The sequence below is a fragment of the Dorea sp. OM07-5 genome (genome assembly GCF_003481355.1).
GTDB classification, from domain to species: Bacteria; Bacillota; Clostridia; order Lachnospirales; family Lachnospiraceae; genus Dorea_D; species Dorea_D hominis.
In genome coordinates this window covers 58,380-83,985 of record NZ_QUKZ01000006.1, presented here as the reverse complement: position 1 = coordinate 83,985, position 25,606 = coordinate 58,380, and the positions used below count along the sequence as shown (strand labels likewise).

The following is a 25,606-nucleotide window of genomic DNA, read 5'->3' as shown; positions in this document are numbered from 1 at the left end:
TCCTGTGGTGTTACGGGTTATTATTTAGAATATAACTCGACGATTAACATCTCGTCTACTGGAACATCGATTGCTTCACGGTTTGGAAGTTCTTTAACTGTTCCTTTCAGAGCTTCAGCGTCAACTTCTAACCAATCCGGAACCATACGTCCGCCTGTAACTTCTACGATCTCTTTATATCTTGTTGAGCTCTTCTTAGCTTCTTTGATTTCGATCACATCACCAGCTTTGATAAGGTAAGATGGGATGTTTACCTGTTTACCATTAACAAGTACATGTTTGTGGTCAACGATCTGTCTTGCTTCACGTCTTGTTCTTGCAAGTCCCATACGGAATACTACGTTGTCCAGTCTGGACTCAAGAAGAACCATCAGGTTTTCACCAGTCATACCTGACATCTGTTTAGCTTTCTTGTAGTAGTTTCTGAAAGGTTTCTCTAATACACCATAGATGAATTTAGCTTTCTGTTTTTCACGTAACTGAAGACCATACTCGCTCATTTTTCTATTGGATCTTTTTAACTGTCTGTTGGACTTTTTATCAATTCCTAAATATACCGGATCCATTCCGAGAGAACGGCATCTTTTAAGAACCGGAACTCTATTTACTGCCATGTTTTATTTCCTCCTAATTTCAATCAGTTTACGGTAAGCGTATAATAAATCTAAAATAAGTATTACACTCTTCTGCGTTTCGGCGGACGGCAGCCATTGTGTGGTACCGGAGTAACATCCTTGATACTTGTTACGTCAATTCCGCATGCCTGCAGGGCACGAATTGCTGCTTCTCTACCTGAACCTGGTCCTTTAACCATAACGTCAACTGATTTCAAACCATGTACTAATGCTGCTTTAGCTGCTGTTTCAGCTGCCATCTGAGCTGCATAAGGGGTAGATTTTCTTGAACCTCTAAATCCAAGACCGCCTGCACTTGCCCATGAAAGAGCATTTCCCTGAGCATCTGTTAATGTAACGATTGTGTTATTAAAAGATGACTGGATGTGAGCCTGTCCATGTTCAACGTTTTTCTTGACACGTCTCTTTGTCACTTTTTTTGTAACTTTCTTTGCCATAATAAAACTAACCTACACTTTCCTTTTTAATTATTTCTTTTTGTTTGCTACTGTTCTCTTAGGACCTTTTCTTGTTCTTGCATTTGTCTTAGTCTTCTGACCACGAACCGGAAGTCCTTTTCTGTGACGGATACCTCTGTAGCATCCGATCTCCTGAAGTCTCTTAATGTTCAGAGCGATCTCTCTACGAAGATCACCTTCTACTGTCTGTGTCTCATCGATTACTGCACTGATCTTCTTAACGTCTTCGTCTGTCAGATCTCTGCAGCGGATATCAGCATCAACGCCTGCTTCTGCTAAAATACGTGTTGCACTTGCTCTGCCGATTCCATAGATATAAGTTAATCCGATCTCGACACGTTTGTCTCTTGGTAAGTCTACACCTGCTATACGAGCCATGTGATTGTTCCTCCATTTTCTTTTTACTTAATTTTCATTGTCTTTAATAGGGGATTCTCTTAATGAAATCCCAGGTGTGTCGGTATCCACACCCTTTCCGGCCACCGCTTCATAAAACGGTAATGACGAGCCGGCATTAGAAGCAATATACGAGGATAGTCACCGGCTACAGGTGTTTCCTTGTATATTTCAAATAGTCTACACACCTCCTGGTGTGTCGTCTATCAGCCGCCTTAATTAACCCTGTCTCTGTTTATGCTTCGGGTTCTCGCAGATAATGCGAACGCTTCCTTTTCTTTTGATTACTTTGCATTTTTCGCAAATTGGTTTTACTGATGATCTAACCTTCACGGGGATCCTCCTTTCATCCATTGCTCTGCCTTTTGTATCTTGCGCTTTTTCGCTGTAAAAACCGCAACTCATTCGTCTTTACACATAGAAATGCCCGAAAACGCGCTTATATAGTATAGCATCATTTGTCCAGCAAAGTCAATAGACTTTTTATAATTTATTTATCTCTCCAGATAATTCTTCCTTTTGAAAGATCATATGGGGATAATTCCAAAGTTACTTTGTCACCTGGCAGAATCTTGATAAAGTTCATTCTAAGCTTTCCACTGATATGTGCAAGTACCTGGTGACCATTTTCCAGTTCTACCTGAAACATTGCGTTAGGTAATTTTTCTACTACAGTTCCTTCAATTTCAATTACGTCAGCTTTTGACATCTCTAATCCTCCTGATTTTCTTCTTTCTTATTCCATTCCTTTATGATCCGTCTGATCTTTACATCGTCTGCATCCTGTATATCATATTGCTGCAATATGATCTGCACATGTTTCTTCTTTTTCTTTTTTGGTTTCTGCAACGTGCGAAGTCTTCCATCAGCCAGATATACATATGCATCTTCTGTTCCGGTTATGACAAAGATCTCTCCCGTATCATGTCCGGCTTTCGATCTGACAAGCATTCCTTTTTCAAATCTGTCCATACTATATGCCCTCAGTTAAAGAAAGAAGTTTCGGTTCGTTTTCTGTGATCAATACCGTATTCTCATAATGTGCAGATAACGAATGGTCTCTTGTTACTACAGTCCAGTCATCATCCATCCAGTCAACTTCCCATCCACCGATGTTAATCATAGGTTCAATAGCAAGTGTCATTCCGGCTTTTAACAGTACACCTTTACGCTTCATCTCATAATTCGGTATCTCCGGTGCCTCATGAAGTGCTGTTCCTATGCCATGGCCGCACAGGTCACGCACAACGCCGTATCCTCTCTCTTCGGCGTATCTTCCGATTGCCCCGGATATATCAAATAAATGATTGCCTTCTTTCGCGTATTTTATACCTTCGAAGAAACACTCTCTTGTCACGCGTACCAAATCCTGCGCCTCTTTGGATACTTCTCCAACGCAATGTGTACGTGCTGCATCCGAGTGATATCCTTTATAAATAACTCCTGCATCCAGACTGACAATGTCGCCTTCTCTGATGATCCTGTGTTCACTCGGAATTCCGTGAACCACTTCATCGTTCACTGACACACAGATCGATGCCGGATATCCATTATAATCCAGAAATGACGGGATACATCCATAGCTGCGGATGATCTCTTCACCAAGGCGGTCGATTGCCTTGGTCGTCATTCCCGGATGAAGTGCTTTTTCTAATTCCTTATGAACAATTTCCAATATACGTCCGGCTTCTGTCATTAATTCAATTTCTCTGGACGATTTTACTGTAATTGGCATGTTCTTATTCTCCTAAAATCTTTACGATTGTCTGGAATACATCCTCGATATCAATCGTTCCATCGACTGTAGTCAGTATTCCGGCTTTTGTATAATAGTCAATCAACGGCTGTGTCTGCTCATGATATACCCCAAGACGTTTCTTCACTGTCTCCGGCTTGTCATCATCTCTTAAAATTAGCTCTTTTCCGCATGTATCGCAGATACCATCTACTTTGGTCGGAGCATATTCCAGATGATATGTTGCGCCACAACCTACACATGCACGGCGGCCACCCATACGATGAACTATATTCTCATCCGGGACATCTACATCAATCGCATAATCTATTTTCTGTCCCAGTTTTTCAAGTGCAACATCCAATGCTTCTGCCTGCGGGATTGTTCTCGGAAATCCGTCCAGAACATATCCTTCTTTACAATCTTCCTGGTTCACGCGGTCTACAACGAGATCTACAACCAGCTCATCCGGTACAAGAAGTCCCTGATCCATGTACGTTTTCGCTTTTTTACCCAATTCCGTACCATTTTTAATGTTTGCTCTAAAGATGTCTCCGGTTGAAATATGAGGAATGTTATATTTTGCGGCAATTTTCTTTGCCTGAGTTCCCTTGCCCGCTCCAGGGGCTCCTAACATAATAATTTTCATATGAGTTCCTCCTTATAGCATTTTAACCCGCGGATAAAATCCGCGAGTCAAATTGCTTATATGCTTAACTGTTCAAAAATCCTTTGTAGTTACGTACTAATAACTGTGACTCAATCTGTTTGAGTGTTTCAAGTACGACGCTGACAATAATGATCAGTGATGTACCACCAAAGGATACTTTTGCACCTAACCATCCATTAAAGAAAATCGGAATAACCTGTACAATGACAAGTCCGCATGCTCCGATAAAGATGATATAGTTAAGTCTCTTTGTCAAATATTCTACGGTTGGTTTACCAGGACGGATACCCGGGATAAATCCACCGCTTTTTTTCATATTATTTGCAATCTCTAATGGATTGAATGTAATGGATGTATAGAAGTAAGCAAAGAATACTGTCAGTATAATGTATACGACTAATCCCCAGCTGTACTGGATCTGATCTGGATTCAACCAGTTACCCTGATTCATTCCCTTTAAGATCTGACTTCCAATTCCGTTACCGTTTCCCTTGCCTGCCAGTGAAGCAATGACAATCGGAAACTGCATCAGAGATGATGCAAAGATGATCGGAATAACACCTGCGGTGTTTACTTTCAACGGGATGTGTGTTGTCTGTCCACCGTATGTTCTTCTTCCTGTCACCTTCTGTGAATACTGTACCGCGATTCTGCGTTCAGCATCCTGAAGCAATGTAGTAAATACTACAAGTGCAAGAATGATTGCAAGAATAATTACTGCCGCGAGTCCGCCTTTGGCAATGCTCTTGCCTTTTACAAACTGACTGTAAAGTGTTGTCATATCATTCGGTACACGGGAAAGAATATTAATTACCAGAACGATGGAAATACCATTTCCTACGCCCTTCTCTGTAATCTGTTCACCTGCCCACATCAAGAATGCAGAGCCGGCTGTCAGTGTTAATACTACGATTGCAGCATTTACAAAGTTGTATTCTTTCAGAAGTCCCTGACGTCCAAAACCAACTGACATCGCAATTGATTCGATCAGAGCAAGTACAACTGTAAGATAACGGGTAATTTTTGTAAGTTTCTTTCTTCCGTCTTCACCATCTTTCTGCATCTCTTCCAACTGCGGAATCGCAATTGTAAGAAGCTGGATAATGATGGATGATGTAATGTATGGTGTAATACTCAGAGCAAATACGGACATCTGCTCAAAAGATCCACCGGTGAAAGCGTTAAATAAATTAAACGCTTCACCTGTGTTCTGTGCAAAAAACTCTTTGATATAGCTTGGGTTAACTCCCGGTGTCGGCAGTTCTGAACCGAGTCTAATCACGATTAACATTAAAAATGTATATCCGATTCTTCTCCGGAGATCCTTAATTTTAAATGCTCTTCGCAATGTATCAAACATTAGATCACCTCTGCTTTTCCACCTAAAGCCTCAATCTTAGCAATTGCCCCTTTGCTGAATGCATTAGCCTGTACTGTAAGCTTTTTAGTTAACTCTCCATTTCCAAGAATCTTAACTCCATCTCTAGGATTTTTAACGATTCCCTGTTCGATCAGTGTCTCTACAGAAACAACTGCATCATTCTCGAATACTTCAAGAGCATCTACGTTAATTCCAACAATTGTCTTAGAATTTCTGTTTGTAAATCCTCTCTTCGGAATTCTTCTGTATAACGGCATCTGTCCACCTTCGAAACCTGGTCTTGTGCCTCCTGAACGAGCTTTCTGACCTTTGTGTCCCTTACCGGCTGTTTTACCATTTCCAGATCCGTGTCCACGTCCTTTTCTGAAATTATCACTCTGTTTTGATCCATCAGCTGGTCTTAAGTTAGATAAATCCATTGTAACACCTCCTTATCTGATATCTAAATTCTTACGCTTCTTCAACTTTTACCAGGTGTTGTACCTGTTTTACCATACCTCTGGTAGCTGCATTGTCCGGAAGTTCAACTGTTTTGTTGACTTTCTTCAGTCCAAGTGCTTCTACAGTTTTCTTATGCTTCGGTACAGCACCAATTGTAGATTTTACTAATGTAACTTTTAAATTTGCCATTTGGTTCTCCCTCCTTAGCCTAAGATCTCTTCAACAGATTTACCGCGAAGCTTAGCTACTGCTTCCGGAGTCTTAACCTGACGTAATCCTTCGATTGTAGCAAGAACAACATTCTGTTTGTTGTTAGAACCAAGAGATTTTGTACGGATGTTCTTGATTCCTGCCATCTCGATTACGGCACGCGCCGGACCACCGGCGATAACTCCAGTACCTTCCGGAGCTTTCTTAAGTAATACGGAAGCTCCTCCGAATTTACCGATAAAATCGTGTGTAATACTTTCATTTTCATCTAATGCTACATTGATAAGATTCTTTGCTGCATCTTCTTTTCCTTTACGGATTGCTTCCGGAATCTCTGTAGCTTTTCCTAAGCCTGCACCAACATGACCATTTCCGTCTCCGACAACTACTAAAGCTGTGAATCTCATGTTACGGCCACCTTTAACAACTTTGGTTACACGCTTGATTGATACCACTTTTTCATTTAACTCTAACTGACTAGCATCAATACGTTCCTGTCTCATGTGTGCTCCTCCTTATTAGAAATTCAATCCAGCTTCTCTAGCTGCATCTGCTAATGCCTGTACTTTACCCTGGTAAATAAATCCACCTCTGTCGAAAACTACTTCTTTGATTCCTTTTTCAAGAGCTTTCTCAGCGATTACTTTTCCAAGATATGCTGCTGCATCAACGTTGTTTGTTTTCTCTAAGTTTGCCTTCACATCTTTCTGAAGAGTGGATGCGGAAACCAGAGTTGTCTGTGCTACGTCATCGATGATCTGTGCATACATATGATTGTTACTTCTGAACACTGCCAGACGTGGGCACTGTGCTGTACCACTTAAACGGTTACGTAACTTTCTGTGTTTGTTTACACGTACTTCACTTCTAGATTTTTTGCTAACCATTTTCACACTCTCCTTTCTTATTTCTTACCAGTCTTACCGACTTTACGTCTAATTACTTCATCAGCATATTTGATTCCCTTGCCCTTATATGGCTCCGGTCTTCTCTTATCTCTGATCTCAGCTGCATACTGGCCTACTTTTTCTTTATCAATACCTTTAACAGTGATCTTGTTCTGACCTTCAACAACAGTCTCAACACCTTCTGGATCTTCCATCTCTACCGGATGAGAATATCCAAGGTTCAGTGTTAATTTGTTTCCGGATTTAGCTGCTCTGTAACCAACTCCGTTTACTTCCAGAACTTTCTCATATCCTGCTGTAACACCTACTACCATGTTGTTGATCAGTGTTCTTGTAAGACCATGTAAAGATTTCATTTTCTTTAAGTCATTCGGTCTTGTTACGACGATTTCGTCGCCTTCCTGTTTGATTTCCATCTCTACAGGGAGAGCTTTTTCAAGTGTTCCTTTTGGACCTTTAACGGTCACATAGTTATTCTCTGCAATTGTTACTTCAACGCCTGCAGGAATAGCAACTGGATGTCTTCCGATACGTGACATATCCTGTTCCTCCTTAACTTAGATTCTCGGAGTGAGCTTACGCCCACTCTGTTTTCAGTTTGCAGTTACTACCAAACGTAGCAGAGTACTTCTCCACCTACGCCAAGTTTTCTAGCTTCTTTATCTGTGATCACGCCTTTGTTAGTAGAGATGATCGCTGTTCCAAGTCCGCCCATTACTTTCGGAATGTCTGCGCTGTTAGCGTAAACACGAAGACCTGGCTTAGAAATTCTCTTAAGACCTGTGATTACCTTTTCATTCTTGTCTGCACCGTATTTCAGTGTAATATGAATTGTCTTGAAGATTCCGTCTTCGATGACATCATATTTTGTGATATATCCTTCATCTAACAGGATGTTTGCAATCGCAAGTTTCATTTTAGATGCCGGTACATCAACTGTATCGTGTTTCGCAGTATTTGCATTACGAATTCTTGTAAGCATATCTGCAATTGGATCGCTCATAGTCATGAATTGTTTCCTCCTTTACCAACTTGCTTTCTTAACGCCTGGGATCTGTCCTTTGTATGCCAATTCGCGGAAGCAAACACGGCAGATTCCATATTTTCTCAAATATGCATGTGGACGACCACAGATTTTGCAACGATTATATTCTCTTGTGGAGAATTTCTGCTTACGCTGCTGTTTTACTTTCATTGCTGTCTTAGCCATAATTTACCTCCTTATTTTGTGAACGGCATGTTGAACTGTGTTAACAATTCACGAGCCTCTTCATCAGTCTTTGCTGTTGTAACAAAGATGATGTCCATTCCTCTTACTTTATCTACTTTATCGTACTCGATTTCAGGGAAGATGAGCTGCTCTTTAATTCCGAGTGCGTAGTTTCCTCTTCCGTCAAATGCGTTTGGATTAACACCTCTGAAGTCACGTACACGAGGAAGTGCAAGGTTGATCAGACGATCAACGAACTCATACATCTTTTCTCCTCTTAAAGTAACTTTACATCCGATAGCCATTCCTTCTCTTAATTTGAAGTTCGCTACAGATTTTTTAGCACGGCAGATAACTGCTTTCTGTCCTGTAATCTTCTCCATATCAGCGATTGCAGAATCTAACAGTTTTGCATTGTCTTTTGCTTCACCTACACCCATGTTGATAACAACTTTATCGAGCTTCGGTACTTCCATAATATTCTTATATCCGAACTTTTTCGTTAATGCATCAACGATCTCGTTCTGATACTGTTCTTTCAGTCTACTCAAAGTGTATACCCTCCTTTCCAGAATTAATCGATCACTTCGCCTGTTGATTTAGCGAAACGTACTTTTTTGTCTCCGTCCATCTTGATTCCAACTCTTGTAGCTTTTCCTTTGTGGATGTACATTACGTTAGAAATGTCGATAGCAGCTTCCTGCTGGATGATTCCACCAGCCTGGTTTGTTGCACTAGGTTTTGTGTGCTTTGTAACCATGTTTACGCCTTCAACAACAACTCTTGCGTTTTTCTGATCTACGGAAAGAACTTTTCCTTCTTTGTCTTTATCTTTACCAGCGATAACTTTAACTGTATCGCCTTTTTTAATCTTTAACATTGACATCTTCGTTCGCACCTCCTTACAGTACTTCCGGAGCCAAGGAAACAATTCTCATGAACTGTTTGTCACGAAGCTCTCTTGCTACAGGCCCAAAGATACGGGTTCCTCTTGGTGTCTTGTCATCTTTTATAATAACTGCAGCGTTCTCATCAAAACGAATGTAAGAACCATCTTTACGACGAGTGCTGTTTACAGTACGAACAACAACTGCCTTTACAACGTCACCTTTTTTAACAACGCCGCCTGGTGTTGCATCTTTAACAGTAGCAACGATCACGTCTCCGATACTTGCATATCTTCTTGTAGATCCACCAAGTACACGGATACACAGTAACTCTTTCGCACCTGTATTGTCTGCTACTTTCAGTCTGCTTTCTTGCTGTATCATGCAGGTTTCCCTCCTTATACTATTTTGCTTTTTCCATAATTTCAACAAGTCTCCATCTCTTATCTTTAGATAATGGTCTTGTTTCCATAACTTTTACTTTGTCACCAATGTTGCATTCGTTTGCTTCATCATGTGCTTTTAATTTGTATGTTCTCTTTACGATCTTCTTATAAAGAGGATGCTTTACATGATCTTCAACTGCAACTACTATGGTCTTATCCATTTTATTGCTGATAACCTTACCAACTCTGGTTTTTCTAAGATTTCTTTCCACAGTCTCTGCTCCTTTCTTTTATTGGATGCTTATTGAGCTGCCTTTTCAGTAATTACTGTCTGAATTCTGGCAATGTTTCTTCTTACTTCTTTGATTCTGCTTGTATTATCTAACTGATTTGTTGCGTTCTGGAATCTTAAGTTGAAAAGTTCCTTTTTAGCAGCTACTAATTCTTCATTCAGCTCTGCAGCTGATTTTGTTTTTAAATCTTCTACAAATGCATTAATTTTCACTGTTATCACCGCCTTCTAAGTCTGCGCGAGAAACTACTTTACATTTACAAGGAAGCTTGTGTGTTGCCAGACGAAGAGCTTCTCTTGCAACTTCTTCTGATACACCGGCGATCTCGAACATTACGCGTCCCGGTTTTACAACAGCTACCCAGTACTCTAAGGTTCCTTTACCAGAACCCATACGTGTTTCAGCTGGTTTTGTAGTTACAGGTTTATCTGGGAATATTTTGATCCAAACTTTACCACCACGCTTGATGTAACGTGTCATAGCGATACGGGCTGCTTCGATCTGGTTGGAACGGATCCAGCATGGTTCCATTGCAACAATACCATATTCACCGTTTGTAATCTTATTTCCGCGAAGTGCTTTACCTTTCATGGTACCACGGAACTGTTTACGACGTTTTACTCTTTTTGGCATTAACATGATTTATTTCTCTCCTTCCTTATGTGCTTTTTCCGGAAGAACCTCGCCTTTGTAAATCCATACTTTAACACCAACTTTTCCGTAAGTTGTGTTTGCCTCGGCGAATCCGTAGTCGATGTCTGCTCTAAGTGTCTGAAGAGGAATTGTTCCCTCGCTGTAGAACTCTGTACGAGCCATATCAGCTCCACCAAGACGTCCAGAAACAGATGTCTTAACTCCGAGAGCTCCTGATTTCATAGTTCTTGACATGCAGGATTTCATAGCACGTCTGAAAGAAATACGGTTCTCAAGCTGAAGAGCGATATTTTCTGCTACTAACTGAGCATCTTTATCCGGTCTCTTAACCTCTTTGATGTCTACGATTAACTTCTTGTCAGTAAACTGTGTAAGTTCACCTTTTACTTTTTCAATCTCTGCTCCACCTTTACCGATTACTACTCCAGGTTTTGCTGTATAAATAATAATTTTAACGCGGTCAGATGCTCTTTCGATCTCAATCTTAGAAACACCGGCGCTGTATAATCTTTTCTTAAGATACGTTCTGATTTCATGGTCTTCTACTAAGTAGTCTGCGAAATCTTTTTCTGCATACCATCTTGAGTCCCAGTCTTTGATAACACCGACTCTCAAGCCATGAGGATTAACTTTCTGTCCCATGTTTGCCCTCCTTATCTTTCATCAAGCACAAGTGTAATGTGGCTCATTCTCTTCTCGATTCTGTAAGCTCTGCCCTGTGCTCTCGGTCTGATTCTCTTCATTGTTGGTCCTTTGTTTGCATAAGCCTCTGCAATATACAGGTTCTCAGCATTCATGCCGTTATTGTTCTCAGCATTAGCAATTGCAGACTCTAATAATTTCTTTATTAAACTAGAAGCATATCTTGGATTGTATGTCAAAATACCAAGTGCTGTTGTTACATCCTTACCTCTGATGGCATCTAATACGAAGCATGCTTTCTGAACAGAAACTCTTGCGTAAGATAACTTAGCAGAAGGTCTTGTATCTTTGTTAGCATTTCTTTCTCTCTTAATCTGGGATCTATGTCCTTTAGCCATGGATGAACCCTCCTTTCACAATCTAATTATCTAACTTTTGATTTCTTTTCGTCTTTTCCATGTCCTCTATAAGTTCTGGTAGCTACGAACTCACCGAGTTTGTGTCCTACCATATCCTCTGTTACATATACAGGTACATGTTTTCTTCCGTCATGAACGGCAATTGTATGTCCAACCATGCTTGGGAAGATTGTAGAACGGCGAGACCATGTTTTAACAACAGATTTTTCTCCCGCAGCGTTCATTGCGTCGATCTTCTTAAGCAGGCTTGCGTCTGCGAATGGTCCTTTTTTAATTGAACGTGCCATAGGTTCTAACCTCCTTAATTATTTGATTGCTTTACCATCTCTTCTTCTTACGATCATCTTGTTAGAAGATTTATTTTTCTTTCTTGTCTTAAGACCAAGTGCTGGTTTACCCCAAGGTGTACACGGACCCGGACGACCGATTCCTGTCTTACCTTCACCACCACCATGCGGATGGTCATTCGGGTTCATTACAGAACCACGAACTGTTGGTCTGATACCCATGTGACGTTTACGTCCTGCTTTACCAATGTTGATCAGGTTGTGATCTCCATTACCTACAACTCCGATAGAAGCTCTGCAAATGATCGGAACCATTCTCATCTCTCCTGACGGAAGTCTCAGTGTAGCATACTTTCCTTCTTTAGCCATTAACTGTGCGCTATTTCCTGCGGAACGAACAAGCTGTCCGCCTTTTCCAGGATAAAGCTCGATATTGTGGATCTGAGTACCTACCGGAATCTCAGAAAGTGGCAGGCAGTTACCGATCTTAACTTCGGCTTCCGGTCCGTTCATAACTTTCATTCCGTCTTTCAGTCCTTCCGGTGCAAGGATGTATGCCTTCTCACCATCTTCATAACAGATCAGTGCGATGTTAGCTGTTCTGTTCGGATCGTACTCGATACCAATTACAGTTGCGTGAACATTATCTTTTCTTCTCTTGAAGTCGATAATTCTATATTTCTTCTTAGCTCCGCCTCCGCGGTGTCTAACAGTGATTTTTCCTTGATTGTTACGTCCTGCCTGTCTGCTCTTTGAAGCAAGTAAAGACTTCTCTGGTGTTGTCTTTGTGATTTCTGAGAAATCAGAACCAGTCATCTGTCTTCTGGAAGGCGTATATGGGCGGTATGTTTTAATTCCCATGATTGTTCTCCTTTCGATTGTTTATTGTCACGGTTTCTGTCCGTATGCTTTGTGCGTCTTACAGCCGCGTCTCATCCGGCATGCACACCCTCGTTAATTTTAGAGACCTTCGAAGATCTCGATATCAGCGCTGTCCTCTGTAAGCTGAACAACTGCTTTTTTAGTTTTAGCTGTCATACCAAACTGCATAGTTCCACGAACTCTTTTCTTCTTACCTTCGCAGTTCATTGTGTTGACTTTAGCAACCTTTGTTCCTTCGAACATTTTCTCAACAGCTTCTTTGATCTGAGATTTGTTAGCTTCCGGATGTACAAGGAATGTATATTTCTTCTCTCCCATAAGCTCCATACTCTTCTCAGTTACTACCGGTTTAAGGATTACATCATAATACTGAACGTTTGCCATTATGCGTACACCTCCTCAATTTTTGCAACAGCAGCTTTCGTAGCGATTACTGTGTTGTATTTCAAGACATCGTACACATTAATTGTATTGATAGCAGCAGTCTTAACATCTGCAATGTTCTTGGCAGAGATTACTGCGTTGTCATTTCCATCTTCTAATACTACTAATGCTTTGGATACTTCCAGGTTCTTTAAAATGTTTGCGAAATTCTTAGTCTTGATTTCATCGAATTTGATCTCGTCAACTACTACAAATTTCTTCTCTTCAACCTTAGCTGTAAGCGCAGATTTCAGAGCAGCTCTCTTTTCTTTCTTATTCATCTTGAAAGAATAATCTCTCGGTACTGGAGCGAATACTACTCCACCGCCTGTCCACTGCGGAGCTCTTGTAGATCCCTGTCTTGCATGACCGGTACCTTTCTGTCTCCACGGTTTTCTTCCGCCACCAGAAACTTCAGAACGTGTCTTTGCTTTCTGTGTTCCCTGACGATTATTTGCAAGCTGGTTAACAACTGCCATGTGTACCAGGTGTTCGTTAATTTCAACACCAAATACCGCATCGTTTAAGTCGATTGTTCCAACTTCTTTACCTTCGATATTATAAACAGATACGTTTGCCATCTTAAGTCCTCCTTCCTCGTCTAAGCCTAGTTAGCTTTTACTGCTTCTTTAATAGTTACTAAAGATTTCTTCGGTCCCGGCACAGAACCTTTTACTAAGAGCAGATTGTTCTCAGCATCTACGCGGACAACTTCAAGATTCTGAATTGTGATCTTCTTGCTTCCCATGTGTCCCGGCATCTTCTTTCCTTTGAACACCTTGCTCGGATCAGATGCAGCTCCGTTAGAACCGGCATGACGGTGGAACTTAGAACCGTGTGTCATAGGTCCTCTGTGCTGATTATGTCTCTTAATCGCACCCTGGAATCCTTTACCTTTTGAAATTGCAGTAGCGTCAATCTTGTCGCCTGCTTCAAAAATATCAACTTTAATCTCCTGTGCAAGTGTATATTCGCTTGCATTCTCAAGTTTGAACTCTTTTACAAATCTCTTTCCGGATACTCCAGCTTTTGCAAAATGTCCCTGCTCAGCCTTTGTTACACCGTGACGATGAACGATCTCTTTCTTACCGCTCTTGTCTTTGTTGATGATCTTGTCTTTCTTGTCAACGAATCCAACCTGAACAGCTTCATAACCGTCATTCTCAACTGTCTTGATCTGTGTTACTACACAAGGACCAGCCTGAAGAACTGTAACCGGTGTCAGTGTTCCGTCTTCGCTGAAGATCTGTGTCATTCCGACTTTTGTAGCTAAAATAGCTTTCTTCATTATAATTACCTCCTGTGATTTACAGCGGAACGCTTACGCGTTCATCCTAAATATAGGAATTACTGTGTCGTTATTGTGTCGATGAAGTCTTATTTGTTCTTCATCTTGATGTCGATGTAAACACCAGCCGGCATCTCTAATCTTGATAATGCATCAACAGTTTTCTGTGTTGGTGTTACGATATCGATCAGTCTCTTATGAGTTCTCTGTTCGAACTGTTCTCTGGAATCTTTGTATTTGTGAACCGCTCTTAAGATTGTTACTACTTCCTTCTTAGTCGGAAGCGGTACCGGTCCGCTCACCTTTGCTCCATTTTTCTTTACAGTTTCGATGATTTTCTTAGCGGATGCATCTACTAACTGATGATCATACGCTTTCAAAGTGATTCTCATTACTTGACTTGCCATAAAAAAAGTCGCCTCCTTTTCGTACTTTTAACTTCAGTACGACAAGCGGTGACTGTACACTCTCCCGTGTGTGTCGTGAGAAACTCACACGTTGTTTCATACCTTTTACCAGTTGGTAAGCAGTAATCAGTTTTGATTCGTACAGTGACTTGTCGCCAGTTTCCTAACTTGACATTCGCTCCACGGAAAACCTGCCACATTGTGGCAGCAACCTCGCGCTTCTTTGCTATCATGTCACAGCTCTCTTAGTATACAAGATGTTTATATGTTTTGCAAGCTCTTTTTCTATTTTATTGTATTTTTTCGCATACAATTTATTTTATATCTTTTACACGCTCAATCTGTGGTTCAAATGCTTTCATGCTCAGCTTTTCCAACGGTCCAAGAAGCAGCATTCCCATCACAGTACCTTCTCTTACTTTAAGGGACACGCCACCGAGGAACGACAACACCAGAGAAGCTGCGATACATACTCCGTCCAGTCCAATCCGAACCTTTGCGTAATCCACCTTTGCATATCCGCTGAGCACATTACACATTGCTTCACTCGGAATAGTGATCAGATTAAGCAGCAGCATAGGTCCAAGGAACAGACCCAGTCCCAGATAAGACGTGATCACAAGTAAGACTTTTGCCACATAAGCATGTACTTCAAATGTAAGTACATTATAATAGAAGAAATTCAACAACATTCCAAATACAATAACATAAGGAAGCTGGAGAATCTTTCTCTTTTCAAAATCCTTTCTCTGAATCAGAAACTGTACCAGTACACAGATTGCATGCAGGCACATGCTGACCGTTCCGACCTTAATTCCAAATATCTGGTAAACATTCAATCCCACCGCATCCCAGCATGCGCAGACACCAATATTCGCTTTCAACGCCAGCGTCTGTGAAAATGCTGTTCCTGCCGTGCAGATACCAAGTAGCACAAACTGTACAACCATGCTCTTCTTTGTCGCTATATTTTTTCTCTTTTCCACTTTCTCTCATCCTTTTCTTCCTTATATTAATACATTCACAGTATATTCACTCTCTCATGCACTCTGCTCCGTCTTTTTTCCTTATAAATAAAAACAAACAGATTCGCACTATTATATAAAAATACCCGCTGAGCGTTCCCTGTTTCACACAGGCTTACGTGCTTTAATTCTTTCTATATTATTCTATATTATATATAGGCATCTTCTATCTCAGCAACCTTTTCTTTGACATATCATGTTTTTCCTATGTTTTTTCCTCATTGCCCTTGTATTCCCCACCCTTTTGCTTTAGTATTAGAAATATAAATACTTACATAACGTTTTTTAATACAGAAATGAGGAATGACTATATGGATATAAAAAGATGGAAAGTTATGCTTGCAGTGGATGACTACGGAAGTTTCACGCGCGCAGGCGAAGAATTGGGGTATACACAGTCTGGCATTACACAGATGATGAAATCCTTGGAAAAAGAAGTCGGATTTTCTCTGTTTGTCAAAGACAATCACGGAATGACTCTGACCGCAGATGCCAAATCACTGATTCCTTCCATTCGTGCACTGCTCAATGCAGATGAAGTGATCAATCAGGAAATCGCTTCTTTGAAAGGCGCACAGGTTGGTACTATTAAAATAGGAACCTATTTGAGCTGTTCTATTCACTGGATCCCGAAGATCATCCGGGAATTCCAGCATGAGCATCCGGATATTCATTTTAAAATAGTAGAAGGAGTCGAGGGTGAACTTGCCGACTGGATCCAGGAGCGGCGTGTAGACATTGGCTTTATCAGCCATCAGAAGGGACATAATTATCAATTTCTCCCGGTAATGGACGATGAACTCTTTGCAGTCATTCCAAAGAACCATCCTTTTGCTGAATGTGATGCTGTGCCAATCGAAGCTTTTGAAGGGCAGCCATTTATCATTACAGAATATACTCCGGGAAGTGATGTTCACCGGATTCTGAAACAAGCGAAAGTCAAACCGGATATCCGTTATATCACTATCAATGAGTTTTCTATCATTTCCATGGTAGAACATGAACTTGGTCTTTCTATTCTTCCAGGACTGCTTCTGCGTGGTCAGGTCGGCGACTTTATAACACGCCCGATCAAGCCAACGGTATCACGCCAGCTCGGACTCGCATACACTTCCAAAGAAGAACTCTCTCCGGCATCGAAGATCTTTCTTGAATATGCGAAGGACTTTTTACTGGATGATGAGTAAGTATTTGTCATCAAATGCATTTGCGCAAACGCGTACACTTTCCTTGTCGCCATAACAAAAAACAAGGAGCAACCTTTACTGCGAGGAAAGTTGCTCCTTGTTTTTATATAACATTTCTTTATTATTCACTTAATTTTTCTAAAAATTTGCTTTTTTAGAAAATGATTATTTATGCATTTCATCCTGTGCTACAGTTATTACTCCGTAAAGCGCTACTGCTCCAACGATTGTCCATCCGATCATTTCTTACACCTCCCACATAACTAAGAATGTTTTATTTCTTTATCTGACTTGAGTATAGCCCATTTTTCACTGTTTGTGAAACGAGTATTCTTTATATTCTTATTACAGTTTCTTATACCTTCCCGTTTTTATGATTGTGCTTTCTCCCCTATACATATTGTCTGTTTTTCAATCATTGATTCAGATTTTATACAGCATTATTCATATTATTAGCATAAATATTTCTAATGTAGGTATAAGTATTTGTAATATTTGTATTGACTTTCTATTCTCCTGTGGTTACAATAGAAGAGAGGATTGAAATAGGCAAAGGTGCTCTCGCATACATGCAGAGTACCTTTTTTTATATCCATGACCCCCAAAAAGAAGATCCGGATCCCGGTTGTCATGTGGAATCTCAGCAGAAACTCCAGGACAATTTAGATGATTGTCCAGTAATTAATAAAGATAGGAGCGTGGAACTATGAGTAACAATACAAATCAAGCACCTCAACAATGGAACTCCCGCTTTGGCTATATTATGGTTGCTGCCGGAGCTGCAATCGGCCTCGGAAACATCTGGAAATTTCCATATCTTGCTTACCAAGGTGGCGGTGGAATCTTCCTGATCGTTTACATAATTGTTATTGCATTGATGGCACACCCGATGGTCGAGATGGAAACCGCAATCGGTCGACACAGCGCTTCTGACACCGTCACCTGTTTTGAACGGATCAACAAGAAATGGGGCTTCGTCGGCTGGATTGCCAACATCTGTACATGGATGATTAATATGTACTATGTTGTTGTCGGTGGCTGGGTATTAAAATATGCCGTACAGTATATCATCAGCGGTGACTTCGGTGAAGACAAACAGGCGTACTTCAACAATTTTACATCTTCTGCTGTTGAACCAATCATCTGGACACTAGTTATATTAGTATTCGTATCCATAATGCTTTTATTTGGAATTACAAATATTGTTGAAAAGCTTACTAAGTTCATCATGCCACTGTTGTTTGTATTTCTAATCGTCTGTGGTATATGGGCATTATTTGTAACCGATAATGCAATGGAAGGATTAAAATTCTACCTTCTTCCAGACTTTAGCAAATTCAGTTTTTCCGTATTTGCCAAAGCTGCTACACAGGTACTCTTTTCTGTTGGTATTGGCTGGGGTATATACGAAACTTTAGGAGCTAACATTCCGAAAGAAAATAACTTAAAAAGCGACGCAATCCTCGTATCCATCTGCGACACCGGAGCCGCTATTTTAGCTGGATTCGTTATTATCCCTTCTGCATTTGCCGGCGGCGTTGACGTGCAGAGCGGTCCGGGACTTGTATTCCTTGTTATGACTGACATCTTCGGCAAACTTCCAGGCGGACGTATTATTGGATGTTGTTTCTTCCTCGCGCTGATATTTGCCGTTATTTCTTCTTTATTTACATTCTTCGAGATTTCTACAAGAACATTCGAAGACAACTGTAAAATGGGACGTAAGAAAGCAACTGTTGTAACTGCACTGATTATCGGTATCGGCAATATCATCGTATCTCTCGGCTTTGGTGTGTTAAGCGGTGTGAAGCTTCCATGGATCGACGCAACCGGCATTTCACATCTTGGTCTTTACGACTGGCTGGATACATTCACAGGATATATCTTACTACCACTTGGGTGCTGGTTAGTTTGTGTTTTCGTAGCTAAAATTTGGGGATTTAAAAATTACGAAAAAGAATTAACAAATGATGGAAAATATGGTAAACTATCATTATATGATAAGATATTAACAATTGTAGTTGTACCTGCTTTTATGGTAATTGTCATTTTGAATGTCTTTGGATTTATCCAATAGATATATATTTTTCCAAAAGGGGGATTCTTATGAACGTAGCAACAATCTTACTCGTCGTTATGTGGGTATACGCAGCAGTTTATTTTATCTTTCTGCTTAAAGATGTTATCGCACACAAGGACGAAATCAACAACGAAAAACTGCCACACAACATTATCATCAGTCTGGTAGCAAACTTCTTCGACACGCTGGGGATCGGAAGTTATGCAATTGCAACTTCTGCCTGGAAGTTCACCAAATCTAATAGTGATGACCTGATTCCAGGATCCTTGAATGTAAGCTTTGCTATTCCGATCTGTGTGGAGGCAACCATTTTCATTAAGAAAGTGCAAGCCGACTCTCTGACACTGGTCCTTATGATCGCTTCATCTGTTGTCGGCGCAGTCATTGGTGCTAAGATGGTATCCAAGCTCGACATTACAAAGATCCGTACAGTTATGGGTGTTGCACTGATTCTGGTAGCAATCATCACTTTATGCAAGATCAATGCTTTTGGTCCTTTCGGTATCATCGGGACAGCACGAGGACTTACCGGCACAAAACTTGTGATCGGTATCATAGCGAACTTCATTCTTGGCATTCTGATGACTGTAGGTATCGGACTGTACGCACCTTGTATGGCTGTTGTCCTGTTATTGGGTATGAGTACAGATGTAGCTTTCCCGATTATGATGGGATCTTGTGCTTATCTGTGTCCTGCTTCCGGTTTTGAATTTATCAAGAGTGGTAAATATCACCGCGGAGCTGCAATCCCGATGGTTATTAGTGGATCTATCGGTGTATTGATTGCAGGACTCATCGTTACTAGCCTGCCACTTACCGTACTTACTTATTTGGTATGTGTAGTTATGGTAATTTGTGCATGTATGTTCTTCCATGATGCAAGAAAAGCAGCGAAATAATTCTAAACGCTAAGATTTTTGGTACAATTGAACAGGGGAATCATTCAAAGAAGCGCATGAAAATGCGCTTCTTTGCGTTTACCGAAAACCATCCCTATTATTTGGCATATCTTTATTTGCAAGTTTTGTTCTTGAAAATTGCACAATATCTCTTTTCATTTTAATATTTATTCGTTACAATTCATAAAAATATTATTAATTCTTGACGTTAACACACAAAAGTGGTATATTAAAAACAACTTAAAAGAACATAACTTGATAACCAATGGCGGTTTCCTATAGCGAAGAAGATGGGAACTGCTATTTTAGAATATCGAGTACTTTTAAGTTTGATAACCATTATGGTTGTTATTGCAGTTATGTCGATGCCGATTGTTTCCCCCAAGAACAATCCTGCAGAGATAAACTCCAATTAATATATACCTTCCGGAAGGAAGGAGCATTCCCCAGCTTTGTATATTAACAAAACTGCAATGCAACGAGGAAAACCTCTCAATGACATACCAAAAAGAAAAAACACAGCGCATCGGTGCTGTGTTTTTTCTTTGCCATATTCTGTCAGTTGTTTTGTTATTTTGTTCATATTTTTTCATACTTTTCTATCTCATTGATTGACTTTTAACAAATTAACTGATAAACTAGTGAAAAGAGGCATTTTACGGAATATGAATTGTAATACAAATCGGGGTGTGTTCAATTCAACTGGAGGGACGTATTATGTCTGTAGTACATTTACAATTTAATATTATTTTATAATCTGAAGGAGGAGTAATATGTTATTAGCTATCCAAATTTTACTCGGTGTCTTATTCGCAGGTACAGGTGTCGGACTCGTTGTTGACGTTGCCAAGAATCGAATGGACAAAATCAAAGATGCGACTGGTAAACAGTGGGCTTCTGCTTTCGTAGTAGGTATCATTGCCAACTTCCTTGATACGTTAGGATGTGGTTCTTATGCACCATCTACATTCATGTATAAGTTATTCAACCAGATTGATGATATCGATATTCCTGGTACACTGAATGTTGGAGATACTTTCCCTGTTATTTTCGAGGCATTCATCTTCACAACATCAGTTAATTGTGATCCTATGTTTCTGATCGTAATGTATGTTTGTGCTGCAGTTGGTTCGTTTGGTTTTGCTTCTATTGTTACCAAATGGCCTCGTAACAAAATCAGAATCGCTCTTGGTACAGTTATGATTCCACTTGCTGCTGTTATGCTCTGCAAGAATACAGGTGTTGGACCTTTCGGTCTCGTAGGAACTTTAACAGGTCTTACAGGCTGGAAATTAATCGTAGCCGCAGTTCTTAATATTCTGTGGGGTGCTCTGATGGATATCGGATTTGGTCTGTATGCTCCGTGTATGGCTACTTGTCTTCTGCTCGGAGTTGATGCGCAGGCTTGCTTCCCTGTATTCATGGGATCTTGTGCATGTCTGATGCCAGCTTGCTCTATCGAGTTTATTAAGACAAAGAGATACGATGTTCCACATACAATCGGTAACGCTCTTGGCGGATGTATCGGTGTATTTATTGCCTGGAAAGTGGTTACAGGACTTCCGATGTTCTGGCTGATCAACCTGATCTGTGTTGTTCTTCTGTGGACATCTTACACACTGTTAAGCTCAGCTAGAAAAGACGCTAAAGCAGGTGTTGCTTAAACAATAATTGAATATTAATTACAACAATAATATAAGGCGGTTCTTAAATTAAGAACTGCCTTATATATTTTAGCAATATTTTTTTATAAGTCTTATTGCTTAAACTTCTTTAAAAATACAATAATAAAACTACGGAGATTATTTACATGTTTATTAATGAGTATACAATGACTCGCAAGCGTTATGACAAATGGTCTGTTCCAAAGTTCTGGAAATCAGGTCCTATGTTTTTCATTTGGTGTTTTATTTTTATCGTCGGAACTCTGAGTTGGATTTACTTCAATACAATAACTGTACCGCTCAGATGGAAAACCGTATGTGCATTTCTTGTCTTTATATCCGTTTACCGCGGTGTATTTTTCAAATGGATGCACGCTGATAAAACATTTCGCGTAACACGCGGTCAATACTTTAACGGAAAAGACTGGACCTGCAAAGTAATTATCGGCGACAAAAATATCACCCTTTATATCAACAATAAGCTAAACAACAAAGTGGACTGGAAAGATATTAACAGATTTGAAGAGGCAAAGTCCTATTACAAACTTGCTTCTGGAGATCAAAACGAAGGTGTTATGCTAGACAAGGATTCTTTTACAGAAGGTGATTCTGAACAGTTTAAAACCTGGATGCAGGAACATCATCCGGATATCCCTTACGGACCAATTCATCCGGCATATGACAAATAGATATTTTTTGCAATTTTATGCGATATTTTACAAGAGCGAAAAAGACCTGAAACATTTATATTATGATTCAGGTCTTTTCTTACCACAGTTCTAATATTTTTCTAATACATACAAATTCTAACCGAAAATTCTATTTTCATTGTTCCTAAAACATTCAAGGAACAAGCTCTGCAGATTATTCGTTTTTTTCCGGCTGCTTATTCATCTGGCGTCTGATCATTCTTGCTTTATAAATATTTTTCCATTTCATTGGCATCCATATATATTTCGCATTACTTTTCTCTATGATAAATAATTTAAACGCCTCTGCTTCCCCAGTCAAAAATCCATTTTTGGGAAGTATGACCAGTTCATCGTTTTCAATTCCCAGATAAAATGTCTTCTCATCTTCCCACAAACTATATACGTTCTTATAATATCCTACACGTTCTTCGGAATGTTCTTTCTTTGCCCGGATATCCTCATTTCCAAATAAATAATTAATTTCTTCGTTTAAAGCAATATCCGGATTTCTCTTCATCAAAGCTATCGTTATATATTGTCTTCCTATTCCCAAAAGCGTCAGAAATGCCCCAAGAAGGGCGCTGACAGCAACACCTGAGATTCCTATATCCTTCTTTATCTCCGGTCTCACAAATGGCAATAGAATGAATGTAATGCCTATCAGAATCAAGCCCGGTGTTACCGTTGGATGTTCTACTCGATTTTTAAAATTGATGAATCTCTTCATTAGTTTCGTATCACGTCTTGTCTGCACCTCATAATGCACTCGCCTACGATCCTGTGATGTCTTCTTTTCCATCTTGTCACCTCTCATAACATGAAAAAAGGGGATACAGATTCTTAATCCGGAAACTGCATCCCTCCATTATATACTTATGAAATACCAGTAGATAAATTAAAATCACTCATTTTATACATCTTTTGTCCGAACGGCATTCCATATATATATCTACTCCCGGCGCTGCTCTTTCTGGCGCATCTTCAATTTCAGCAAAGCTTTCGCTTTCAGGCAGTCCAGTTTGACCATATTATTCTCGCCTACAACGTCTGTCTCTGTACCATCCGCACTCTTATTGATATCCACGATACCATCCAGATAGTCATTAACAACAACAAACTGTGCTACAGTTCCGCTGAAATTCAGTCCAGTAACCGGAATATCACGGATACCTAACTGCTCACATGTATTTGTAAAGTCTACATCACTGTTGCCCCATCCATCAGATGAAATAATTACGCCATCTGCCCGCATCATCTCTGCCATAGCAGCAGCTCTTGTACCCACACGGATCTTGTCTTTGTTATCATCCGGTGTACCTACAATAATAAGTCCCATCAGGTCCAAATCTGTATCTTCAGCCACTACTTCCAATAACGGATCTCTGAAGTGATGTAACGATGTTTCCTTTGTTGACGGTCCAATTCCCATACTAACACCTCCTACTGCATAGAGCGAATAATACCATCACGATACTCATTCGGAGTGATCATGACCGGCATATTGCCCATTTCAATGATTGATTTACCACCTTCAACCCCTGACGGTTCATCCGGAAACAGATGCGTATCGTACATTGCTCCCTGGCCTGCTACTTGACGAATAATCACCACTCTCTTCTTTCCAGGTCTTACTTTATCATGATATTCATGTCTTTCTGTGCATTTCTCACCTTTAAACTTTTTCAGTTTTTCACGATAGGTCTGAATAAATTTATCGCAAAGTCTGTGTGCAGTAAATGGTCCGTGTCTTTCTTGCCCCATACCTGATGCAAATGTAACGTCAAAGGAAATAATATAATCATCATCTCCCGGTGTACCAGCTCGATTCAAATATAACTGATCTTTCAGATTACCCTCTGACGATCCGAATTCATGACATTGCTTGCCATCTACATCTACACCTGTCAACATTACATATACACCTGTTACCGTATGTGTAATACCTTCTCCCAGCTTTCCAAGAACCTTTGTAGAAATCGGGATAATATCCATAATCGTGTTCGTCCAGCGATCATGATCTCCCGGTTTGATAATCTGGATATCAATCTTCTCAATGCAATCATCTTCTGCTGTCAACTGTTCCAGCATCCCCTTGCTGACAGTCATATGGCCATCCGTTGTAATATTGTTTTCATCGCCCCATTCAACATCCGTCATATGAAAGGCTTTGATAACAAGGCGACGTAAATTAATCTCTTTTTCAGCCATCTTCGTTACCTCCATATTTTTCTCGTCAATGTTTTCACATTATATATTTATTATACAATAAATTCTACGAACTTCCAACAAATTATCATGCAATTATTTTTTCTTTTTTAATCTATTCTTTATATTTTTATAAAAGCAAATGTGTCTTTATAAAAAAGGCAGATGCGCTAAACGCATCTGCCCCTTTTAGCTTAAATTAGATTTTAGCTACATACTCGTATGGCAACGGAACAATAGTTCCAGGTGTCTGGATTTTCTCTAACTGCTCCAGAGTTGCTTTTACAATCTGTGTCTGCTGTTCTACATTGTGCGGTCCACCAGCATTAGCACCCATAGGTACCAGCGGAGCTACTGCACGAGGAGTACCAGTCTGACGAACAACTGGTGGAAGAGCTGCAATAATAATTGTAGGAATTCCAGCTTCTTCAATCGCTCTCTGCACCAATACTGCAGAGCGGTGGCAAGTACCTCAACCAGCTGTGAGGATTACTGCATCAACATCCTCATTTTTGAACATTTCAGCGACAGCCGGACCAGTTTCATGTTTAAATTTCTCCTGGTTTCCGCCACCACCCATGAATCCAGCATGTACCGGAGCGCAAGCTCTGATAAATCCTTCTGCTGCTAATTCATGAATTCTGTCAATCGGGAACATACAGTTGATGTCTTTGTTAACATCACTGTTATCATATCCACCATGGGATACCATCAGATCGCTTGATGGTGTAGTGTTCTCTATCTTTCTCCAAGTGAAGTCACCTGCAAGGTTGAATCTCTCCTGACTCTTCTTATGAACACCTGCTGCTGTAGCAAGAGCGATAGACATATCTTTCAGCTCTTTTGTTACAGGAGTCCATACAGCCGGTGGAGTAATAGGAACGAATATTTCAGACTGTAAGCCTTTAACAACCGTTAAACTCATTTTTAATCCTCCTTATTATCATCCAAACGTGCGCGCATTTCTTCTTGTTTGCGTCGTTCTTTTTCTATGTTACTGACATATTTATCATTTACTTCAGGTCCTAATTGTTCCGGAAAACTCATGTTCCATCCGAATTCCTGACCAACTTTTGGCTCGGTATCACAGATAAACATTCTCTTCGGAGCTTTGAAGAATCCCAAACGACCTTTCAGGTCTATGCTGATGCTGCAATCATCAACGTCAACTACAACACCCTCCATATAAATGATTCTGTCTCCATAATTCAAACGCTCATTATTCATTCACGGTCACCCGGA

The 25,606-nt window shown here is 40.2% G+C and carries 41 protein-coding genes; 5 read left to right on the top strand and 36 right to left on the bottom strand.

From position 1 onward, the window contains the following. Window positions 1-20: 20 nt before the first annotated feature. The 31 genes from rpsD to DXC04_RS07375 all read right to left on the bottom strand — a co-directional run bounded on the left by rpsD (window position 21) and on the right by DXC04_RS07375 (window position 15,598). Window positions 21-614 (bottom strand): 30S ribosomal protein S4, encoded by a 594-nt coding sequence (gene rpsD / locus DXC04_RS07530; RefSeq protein ID WP_021860258.1) that lies wholly within the window; start codon window positions 612-614, stop codon window positions 21-23. A 62-nt stretch (window positions 615-676) separates the two neighbouring features. Then, entirely contained in the window at window positions 677-1,072 is a 396-nt protein-coding gene (gene rpsK, locus DXC04_RS07525) for a 30S ribosomal protein S11 (protein ID WP_117537799.1), read from the bottom strand. A 30-nt stretch (window positions 1,073-1,102) separates the two neighbouring features. Further along, a complete protein-coding gene (rpsM, locus tag DXC04_RS07520) occupies window positions 1,103-1,471 on the bottom strand; it encodes a 30S ribosomal protein S13 (protein ID WP_117537798.1) in 369 nt (122 codons plus the stop codon). A 237-nt stretch (window positions 1,472-1,708) separates the two neighbouring features. Beyond that, window positions 1,709-1,822, bottom strand: coding sequence for a 50S ribosomal protein L36 (rpmJ, locus tag DXC04_RS07515; RefSeq protein WP_005339020.1), 114 nt, complete (start codon window positions 1,820-1,822; stop codon window positions 1,709-1,711). A 157-nt stretch (window positions 1,823-1,979) separates the two neighbouring features. Continuing rightward, the gene (gene infA, locus DXC04_RS07510) at window positions 1,980-2,198 is read right to left on the bottom strand and encodes a translation initiation factor IF-1 (protein WP_004607275.1); all 219 of its coding nucleotides are present in this window, start codon (window positions 2,196-2,198) and stop codon (window positions 1,980-1,982) included. A 2-nt stretch (window positions 2,199-2,200) separates the two neighbouring features. Then, entirely contained in the window at window positions 2,201-2,461 is a 261-nt protein-coding gene (locus tag DXC04_RS07505) for a KOW domain-containing RNA-binding protein (RefSeq protein ID WP_118288378.1), read from the bottom strand. Window position 2,462: 1 nt separating this feature from the next. Next, window positions 2,463-3,224: a type I methionyl aminopeptidase gene (map, locus tag DXC04_RS07500; RefSeq protein ID WP_021859533.1), complete on the bottom strand. Its 762-nt coding sequence runs from the start codon at window positions 3,222-3,224 to the stop codon at window positions 2,463-2,465. Window positions 3,225-3,228: 4 nt separating this feature from the next. Beyond that, window positions 3,229-3,873, bottom strand: coding sequence for an adenylate kinase (locus DXC04_RS07495; RefSeq protein WP_118519877.1), 645 nt, complete (start codon window positions 3,871-3,873; stop codon window positions 3,229-3,231). A gap of 64 nt (window positions 3,874-3,937) precedes the next feature. After that, on the bottom strand, window positions 3,938-5,254 hold the full coding sequence (gene secY, locus DXC04_RS07490) for a preprotein translocase subunit SecY (protein ID WP_021859531.1): 1,317 nt from the start codon (window positions 5,252-5,254) through the stop codon (window positions 3,938-3,940). Then, a complete protein-coding gene (gene rplO, locus DXC04_RS07485) occupies window positions 5,254-5,694 on the bottom strand; it encodes a 50S ribosomal protein L15 (protein WP_021859530.1) in 441 nt (146 codons plus the stop codon). Before rplO ends, secY begins: the two co-directional genes overlap by 1 nt. Before the next feature lie 31 nt (window positions 5,695-5,725). After that, the gene (gene rpmD / locus DXC04_RS07480) at window positions 5,726-5,905 is read right to left on the bottom strand and encodes a 50S ribosomal protein L30 (RefSeq protein ID WP_021859529.1); all 180 of its coding nucleotides are present in this window, start codon (window positions 5,903-5,905) and stop codon (window positions 5,726-5,728) included. 14 nt (window positions 5,906-5,919) lie between these two features. Then, entirely contained in the window at window positions 5,920-6,429 is a 510-nt protein-coding gene (gene rpsE, locus DXC04_RS07475) for a 30S ribosomal protein S5 (RefSeq protein ID WP_021859528.1), read from the bottom strand. Between the two features lie 15 nt (window positions 6,430-6,444). Beyond that, window positions 6,445-6,813, bottom strand: a complete 369-nt coding sequence (rplR, locus tag DXC04_RS07470) for a 50S ribosomal protein L18 (protein WP_021859527.1) — start codon at window positions 6,811-6,813, stop codon at window positions 6,445-6,447. Window positions 6,814-6,830: 17 nt separating this feature from the next. Next, window positions 6,831-7,373, bottom strand: a complete 543-nt coding sequence (gene rplF, locus DXC04_RS07465) for a 50S ribosomal protein L6 (protein ID WP_021859526.1) — start codon at window positions 7,371-7,373, stop codon at window positions 6,831-6,833. 68 nt (window positions 7,374-7,441) lie between these two features. Further along, window positions 7,442-7,843 carry a 30S ribosomal protein S8 gene (gene rpsH, locus DXC04_RS07460; RefSeq protein ID WP_118288376.1) on the bottom strand — a complete coding sequence of 134 codons (402 nt, stop codon included), beginning with the start codon at window positions 7,841-7,843 and terminating at the stop codon, window positions 7,442-7,444. A 15-nt stretch (window positions 7,844-7,858) separates the two neighbouring features. Beyond that, window positions 7,859-8,044: a type Z 30S ribosomal protein S14 gene (locus DXC04_RS07455; protein ID WP_021859524.1), complete on the bottom strand. Its 186-nt coding sequence runs from the start codon at window positions 8,042-8,044 to the stop codon at window positions 7,859-7,861. A gap of 11 nt (window positions 8,045-8,055) precedes the next feature. Next, complete coding sequence (gene rplE, locus DXC04_RS07450) at window positions 8,056-8,595, bottom strand: 50S ribosomal protein L5 (RefSeq protein WP_117537797.1); 540 nt, start codon at window positions 8,593-8,595, stop codon at window positions 8,056-8,058. Window positions 8,596-8,618: 23 nt separating this feature from the next. Beyond that, entirely contained in the window at window positions 8,619-8,930 is a 312-nt protein-coding gene (gene rplX, locus DXC04_RS07445) for a 50S ribosomal protein L24 (RefSeq protein WP_118288375.1), read from the bottom strand. Window positions 8,931-8,946: 16 nt separating this feature from the next. Beyond that, the gene (rplN, locus tag DXC04_RS07440; RefSeq protein ID WP_006427393.1) at window positions 8,947-9,315 is read right to left on the bottom strand and encodes a 50S ribosomal protein L14; all 369 of its coding nucleotides are present in this window, start codon (window positions 9,313-9,315) and stop codon (window positions 8,947-8,949) included. A 19-nt stretch (window positions 9,316-9,334) separates the two neighbouring features. Continuing rightward, on the bottom strand, window positions 9,335-9,589 hold the full coding sequence (gene rpsQ / locus DXC04_RS07435; RefSeq protein ID WP_021860016.1) for a 30S ribosomal protein S17: 255 nt from the start codon (window positions 9,587-9,589) through the stop codon (window positions 9,335-9,337). A 29-nt stretch (window positions 9,590-9,618) separates the two neighbouring features. Further along, window positions 9,619-9,822 (bottom strand): 50S ribosomal protein L29, encoded by a 204-nt coding sequence (gene rpmC / locus DXC04_RS07430; RefSeq protein WP_021860015.1) that lies wholly within the window; start codon window positions 9,820-9,822, stop codon window positions 9,619-9,621. After that, a complete protein-coding gene (rplP, locus tag DXC04_RS07425) occupies window positions 9,812-10,249 on the bottom strand; it encodes a 50S ribosomal protein L16 (protein ID WP_117537796.1) in 438 nt (145 codons plus the stop codon). The genes rpmC and rplP overlap by 11 nt, the downstream gene beginning before the upstream one ends. 3 nt (window positions 10,250-10,252) lie before the next feature. Continuing rightward, entirely contained in the window at window positions 10,253-10,906 is a 654-nt protein-coding gene (rpsC, locus tag DXC04_RS07420; protein WP_021860586.1) for a 30S ribosomal protein S3, read from the bottom strand. Window positions 10,907-10,917: 11 nt separating this feature from the next. Continuing rightward, entirely contained in the window at window positions 10,918-11,304 is a 387-nt protein-coding gene (rplV, locus tag DXC04_RS07415) for a 50S ribosomal protein L22 (protein WP_004607294.1), read from the bottom strand. A gap of 26 nt (window positions 11,305-11,330) precedes the next feature. Further along, window positions 11,331-11,612 carry a 30S ribosomal protein S19 gene (rpsS, locus tag DXC04_RS07410; RefSeq protein WP_021860954.1) on the bottom strand — a complete coding sequence of 94 codons (282 nt, stop codon included), beginning with the start codon at window positions 11,610-11,612 and terminating at the stop codon, window positions 11,331-11,333. Window positions 11,613-11,630: 18 nt separating this feature from the next. After that, window positions 11,631-12,473 carry a 50S ribosomal protein L2 gene (gene rplB, locus DXC04_RS07405; RefSeq protein WP_117537795.1) on the bottom strand — a complete coding sequence of 281 codons (843 nt, stop codon included), beginning with the start codon at window positions 12,471-12,473 and terminating at the stop codon, window positions 11,631-11,633. Between the two features lie 99 nt (window positions 12,474-12,572). Next, window positions 12,573-12,878, bottom strand: coding sequence for a 50S ribosomal protein L23 (gene rplW, locus DXC04_RS07400; protein WP_021859837.1), 306 nt, complete (start codon window positions 12,876-12,878; stop codon window positions 12,573-12,575). Beyond that, a complete protein-coding gene (gene rplD, locus DXC04_RS07395) occupies window positions 12,878-13,498 on the bottom strand; it encodes a 50S ribosomal protein L4 (protein WP_117537794.1) in 621 nt (206 codons plus the stop codon). Before rplD ends, rplW begins: the two co-directional genes overlap by 1 nt. A gap of 26 nt (window positions 13,499-13,524) precedes the next feature. Beyond that, window positions 13,525-14,205 carry a 50S ribosomal protein L3 gene (rplC, locus tag DXC04_RS07390; protein ID WP_021859839.1) on the bottom strand — a complete coding sequence of 227 codons (681 nt, stop codon included), beginning with the start codon at window positions 14,203-14,205 and terminating at the stop codon, window positions 13,525-13,527. 89 nt (window positions 14,206-14,294) lie between these two features. Next, window positions 14,295-14,612 carry a 30S ribosomal protein S10 gene (gene rpsJ / locus DXC04_RS07385; protein ID WP_117537792.1) on the bottom strand — a complete coding sequence of 106 codons (318 nt, stop codon included), beginning with the start codon at window positions 14,610-14,612 and terminating at the stop codon, window positions 14,295-14,297. A 314-nt stretch (window positions 14,613-14,926) separates the two neighbouring features. Further along, window positions 14,927-15,598 carry a YczE/YyaS/YitT family protein gene (locus tag DXC04_RS07375; protein ID WP_118660620.1) on the bottom strand — a complete coding sequence of 224 codons (672 nt, stop codon included), beginning with the start codon at window positions 15,596-15,598 and terminating at the stop codon, window positions 14,927-14,929. A gap of 350 nt (window positions 15,599-15,948) precedes the next feature. Here DXC04_RS07375 and DXC04_RS07370 point away from each other — a divergent pair, with 350 nt between their 5' ends. The 5 genes from DXC04_RS07370 to DXC04_RS07350 all read left to right on the top strand — a co-directional run bounded on the left by DXC04_RS07370 (window position 15,949) and on the right by DXC04_RS07350 (window position 22,156). Next, on the top strand, window positions 15,949-16,824 hold the full coding sequence (locus tag DXC04_RS07370) for a LysR family transcriptional regulator (protein WP_117537789.1): 876 nt from the start codon (window positions 15,949-15,951) through the stop codon (window positions 16,822-16,824). A gap of 706 nt (window positions 16,825-17,530) precedes the next feature. Then, window positions 17,531-18,901 (top strand): sodium-dependent transporter, encoded by a 1,371-nt coding sequence (locus DXC04_RS07365; RefSeq protein WP_118660618.1) that lies wholly within the window; start codon window positions 17,531-17,533, stop codon window positions 18,899-18,901. 29 nt (window positions 18,902-18,930) lie between these two features. Beyond that, the gene (locus DXC04_RS07360) at window positions 18,931-19,803 is read left to right on the top strand and encodes a sulfite exporter TauE/SafE family protein (protein WP_118660616.1); all 873 of its coding nucleotides are present in this window, start codon (window positions 18,931-18,933) and stop codon (window positions 19,801-19,803) included. Between the two features lie 773 nt (window positions 19,804-20,576). Continuing rightward, window positions 20,577-21,467, top strand: a complete 891-nt coding sequence (locus DXC04_RS07355; protein ID WP_117537786.1) for a permease — start codon at window positions 20,577-20,579, stop codon at window positions 21,465-21,467. Window positions 21,468-21,613: 146 nt separating this feature from the next. Continuing rightward, window positions 21,614-22,156 carry a YcxB family protein gene (locus DXC04_RS07350; protein ID WP_117537785.1) on the top strand — a complete coding sequence of 181 codons (543 nt, stop codon included), beginning with the start codon at window positions 21,614-21,616 and terminating at the stop codon, window positions 22,154-22,156. Window positions 22,157-22,331: 175 nt separating this feature from the next. Here the strand turns inward: DXC04_RS07350 and DXC04_RS07345 are convergent, their stop codons facing one another. From DXC04_RS07345 to DXC04_RS07325, 5 genes are all read right to left on the bottom strand, one after another. Beyond that, complete coding sequence (locus tag DXC04_RS07345; protein WP_158580459.1) at window positions 22,332-22,958, bottom strand: YcxB family protein; 627 nt, start codon at window positions 22,956-22,958, stop codon at window positions 22,332-22,334. A 150-nt stretch (window positions 22,959-23,108) separates the two neighbouring features. Beyond that, window positions 23,109-23,588, bottom strand: coding sequence for a glycine/sarcosine/betaine reductase component B subunit (locus DXC04_RS07340; RefSeq protein ID WP_021859778.1), 480 nt, complete (start codon window positions 23,586-23,588; stop codon window positions 23,109-23,111). Window positions 23,589-23,599: 11 nt separating this feature from the next. Next, a complete protein-coding gene (gene prdD / locus DXC04_RS07335; protein WP_021859779.1) occupies window positions 23,600-24,367 on the bottom strand; it encodes a proline reductase cluster protein PrdD in 768 nt (255 codons plus the stop codon). 196 nt (window positions 24,368-24,563) lie between these two features. Next, window positions 24,564-25,289, bottom strand: coding sequence for a D-proline reductase (dithiol) protein PrdB (gene prdB, locus DXC04_RS07330; RefSeq protein WP_117537783.1), 726 nt, complete (start codon window positions 25,287-25,289; stop codon window positions 24,564-24,566). Between the two features lie 2 nt (window positions 25,290-25,291). After that, window positions 25,292-25,591, bottom strand: a complete 300-nt coding sequence (locus tag DXC04_RS07325; RefSeq protein ID WP_021859781.1) for a CBO2463/CBO2479 domain-containing protein — start codon at window positions 25,589-25,591, stop codon at window positions 25,292-25,294. Window positions 25,592-25,606 lie beyond the last annotated feature (15 nt).

Bases quoted from the DNA above. Each gene is read 5' to 3' on its own strand.
- rpsD (WP_021860258.1), bottom strand. From the start codon at position 614: ATGGCAGTAAATAGAGTTCCGGTTCTTAAAAGATGCCGTTCTCTCGGA.
- rpsK (WP_117537799.1), bottom strand. From the start codon at position 1,072: ATGGCAAAGAAAGTTACAAAAAAAGTGACAAAGAGACGTGTCAAGAAA.
- rpsM (WP_117537798.1), bottom strand. From the start codon at position 1,471: ATGGCTCGTATAGCAGGTGTAGACTTACCAAGAGACAAACGTGTCGAG.
- infA (WP_004607275.1), bottom strand. From the start codon at position 2,198: ATGTCAAAAGCTGACGTAATTGAAATTGAAGGAACTGTAGTAGAAAAA.
- DXC04_RS07505 (WP_118288378.1), bottom strand. From the start codon at position 2,461: ATGGACAGATTTGAAAAAGGAATGCTTGTCAGATCGAAAGCCGGACAT.
- map (WP_021859533.1), bottom strand. From the start codon at position 3,224: ATGCCAATTACAGTAAAATCGTCCAGAGAAATTGAATTAATGACAGAA.
- DXC04_RS07495 (WP_118519877.1), bottom strand. From the start codon at position 3,873: ATGAAAATTATTATGTTAGGAGCCCCTGGAGCGGGCAAGGGAACTCAG.
- secY (WP_021859531.1), bottom strand. From the start codon at position 5,254: ATGTTTGATACATTGCGAAGAGCATTTAAAATTAAGGATCTCCGGAGA.
- rplO (WP_021859530.1), bottom strand. From the start codon at position 5,694: ATGGATTTATCTAACTTAAGACCAGCTGATGGATCAAAACAGAGTGAT.
- rpmD (WP_021859529.1), bottom strand. From the start codon at position 5,905: ATGGCAAATTTAAAAGTTACATTAGTAAAATCTACAATTGGTGCTGTA.
- rpsE (WP_021859528.1), bottom strand. From the start codon at position 6,429: ATGAGACAGGAACGTATTGATGCTAGTCAGTTAGAGTTAAATGAAAAA.
- rplR (WP_021859527.1), bottom strand. From the start codon at position 6,813: ATGGTTAGCAAAAAATCTAGAAGTGAAGTACGTGTAAACAAACACAGA.
- rplF (WP_021859526.1), bottom strand. From the start codon at position 7,373: ATGTCACGTATCGGAAGACATCCAGTTGCTATTCCTGCAGGCGTTGAA.
- rpsH (WP_118288376.1), bottom strand. From the start codon at position 7,843: ATGACTATGAGCGATCCAATTGCAGATATGCTTACAAGAATTCGTAAT.
- DXC04_RS07455 (WP_021859524.1), bottom strand. From the start codon at position 8,044: ATGGCTAAGACAGCAATGAAAGTAAAACAGCAGCGTAAGCAGAAATTC.
- rplX (WP_118288375.1), bottom strand. From the start codon at position 8,930: ATGTCAATGTTAAAGATTAAAAAAGGCGATACAGTTAAAGTTATCGCT.
- rplN (WP_006427393.1), bottom strand. From the start codon at position 9,315: ATGATACAGCAAGAAAGCAGACTGAAAGTAGCAGACAATACAGGTGCG.
- rplP (WP_117537796.1), bottom strand. From the start codon at position 10,249: ATGTTAATGCCAAAAAGAGTAAAACGTCGTAAACAGTTCCGTGGTACC.
- rpsC (WP_021860586.1), bottom strand. From the start codon at position 10,906: ATGGGACAGAAAGTTAATCCTCATGGCTTGAGAGTCGGTGTTATCAAA.
- rplV (WP_004607294.1), bottom strand. From the start codon at position 11,304: ATGGCTAAAGGACATAGATCCCAGATTAAGAGAGAAAGAAATGCTAAC.
- rpsS (WP_021860954.1), bottom strand. From the start codon at position 11,612: ATGGCACGTTCAATTAAAAAAGGACCATTCGCAGACGCAAGCCTGCTT.
- rplB (WP_117537795.1), bottom strand. From the start codon at position 12,473: ATGGGAATTAAAACATACCGCCCATATACGCCTTCCAGAAGACAGATG.
- rplW (WP_021859837.1), bottom strand. From the start codon at position 12,878: ATGGCAAACGTTCAGTATTATGATGTAATCCTTAAACCGGTAGTAACT.
- rplD (WP_117537794.1), bottom strand. From the start codon at position 13,498: ATGGCAAACGTATCTGTTTATAATATCGAAGGTAAAGAAGTTGGAACA.
- rplC (WP_021859839.1), bottom strand. From the start codon at position 14,205: ATGAAGAAAGCTATTTTAGCTACAAAAGTCGGAATGACACAGATCTTC.
- rpsJ (WP_117537792.1), bottom strand. From the start codon at position 14,612: ATGGCAAGTCAAGTAATGAGAATCACTTTGAAAGCGTATGATCATCAG.
- DXC04_RS07370 (WP_117537789.1), top strand. From the start codon at position 15,949: ATGGATATAAAAAGATGGAAAGTTATGCTTGCAGTGGATGACTACGGA.
- DXC04_RS07365 (WP_118660618.1), top strand. From the start codon at position 17,531: ATGAGTAACAATACAAATCAAGCACCTCAACAATGGAACTCCCGCTTT.
- DXC04_RS07360 (WP_118660616.1), top strand. From the start codon at position 18,931: ATGAACGTAGCAACAATCTTACTCGTCGTTATGTGGGTATACGCAGCA.
- DXC04_RS07355 (WP_117537786.1), top strand. From the start codon at position 20,577: ATGTTATTAGCTATCCAAATTTTACTCGGTGTCTTATTCGCAGGTACA.
- DXC04_RS07350 (WP_117537785.1), top strand. From the start codon at position 21,614: ATGTTTATTAATGAGTATACAATGACTCGCAAGCGTTATGACAAATGG.
- DXC04_RS07345 (WP_158580459.1), bottom strand. From the start codon at position 22,958: ATGGAAAAGAAGACATCACAGGATCGTAGGCGAGTGCATTATGAGGTG.
- DXC04_RS07340 (WP_021859778.1), bottom strand. From the start codon at position 23,588: ATGGGAATTGGACCGTCAACAAAGGAAACATCGTTACATCACTTCAGA.
- prdD (WP_021859779.1), bottom strand. From the start codon at position 24,367: ATGGCTGAAAAAGAGATTAATTTACGTCGCCTTGTTATCAAAGCCTTT.
- DXC04_RS07325 (WP_021859781.1), bottom strand. From the start codon at position 25,591: ATGAATAATGAGCGTTTGAATTATGGAGACAGAATCATTTATATGGAG.